Genomic DNA, 1235 nt, shown 5'->3' with positions numbered 1-1235 from the left:
GTATCGGTCAGCCGCGGCTGACCGTGCGCACCGCTTCCGCCACGTACGCCAGGTTCTGCTGGTTCAGCGCGGCCACGCAGATGCGACCGGTCCCGACCGCATAGATGCCGAACTCGTCGCGCAGCCTGTCCACCTGGGCCTTGCTCAGGCCGGAGTAGGAAAACATGCCGGCCTGCTGCTGGATGAAGGCGAAGTCCGGCGCGCCGAGGGCGGCCAGCTTGTCCACGAGACCGGCACGCAGCGCGTGGATGCGCTCGCGCATGCCGCCCAGCTCGCGTTCCCACAGCGCGCGCAGTTCGCTGCTCGCGAGTACGCCCGCGACAAGCGCCGCGCCATGCGTCGACGGGCTCGAATAAATGGTGCGGATGATGCGCTTGACCTGCGACTGCACGGCCTTGGTGGCCGCGGAATCCGGACCGACCACCGACAGCGCGCCCACGCGCTCGCCGTACAGCGAAAACGACTTGGAGTACGAGTTGGCGACGATGAAGCTGTCGATGCCGGCCTCGGCGACGATGCGCACGGCCGCGCCATCCTCGGCGATGCCCTTGTCGAAGCCCTGGTAGGCCATGTCGATGAAGGGGAACAGTCCGCGGTCCTTCATCAGCGCCGCGACCTGGGTCCATTGAGCGACCGTCAGGTCGGCGCCGGTGGGGTTGTGGCAGCAGGCATGCAGCAGCACGACGGTACCGGGCTCCAGCTTGCCCAGGTCGGCGAGCATGCCGGCAAAGTCCAGCCCATGCGTGGCGTCGTCGAAGTAGGTGTAGTCGACGATGTCGAAACCCGCCGCGCCGAACACCGCGCGATGGTTTTCCCAGCTCGGGTTGCTGATCGCGATGGTCGCGTGCGGCAGCAGCTTCTTCAGCAGGTCCGCGCCCACGCGCAGCGCGCCGCTGCCGCCCACGGTCTGGGTCGTGGCGACGCGGCCGGCAGCGACCAGGCCGGAGTCCTTGCCGAACACCAGTTCGCGGGTGGCGGTGTCATAGGCGGCCAGGCCGTCGATCGGCAGGTAGCCGCGCGGTTTGCCCTCGGCGGCCAGCGCCTGCTCCACCTGGCGGACGCAGTCGAGCAGGGGAATGCGCCCCTGTTCGTCGTAATAGATGCCGACGCCGAGATTGACCTTCCGGGTGCGGGGATCGGCGTTGTACGCCTCGGTCAACCCCAGGATGGGATCGCCGGGTACGAGTTCTACGGATGCAAAAAGAGACACGGAGTGGGGACCGTTGGTGGATGAG

1 protein-coding gene is annotated in these 1235 nt (G+C 67.9%); it reads right to left on the bottom strand.

Annotated elements, in window-relative coordinates; translation table 11 throughout:
* Window positions 1-7: 7 nt before the first annotated feature.
* Complete coding sequence (locus AC04L7_RS18995) at window positions 8-1210, bottom strand: amino acid aminotransferase (RefSeq protein WP_435999024.1); 1203 nt, start codon at window positions 1208-1210, stop codon at window positions 8-10.
* Between the last annotated feature and the right edge of the window lie 25 nt (window positions 1211-1235).

This window comes from Pseudoxanthomonas sp. LjRoot204_2 (assembly GCF_056175765.1).
This window is presented reverse-complemented; position numbering and strand designations above follow the sequence as displayed.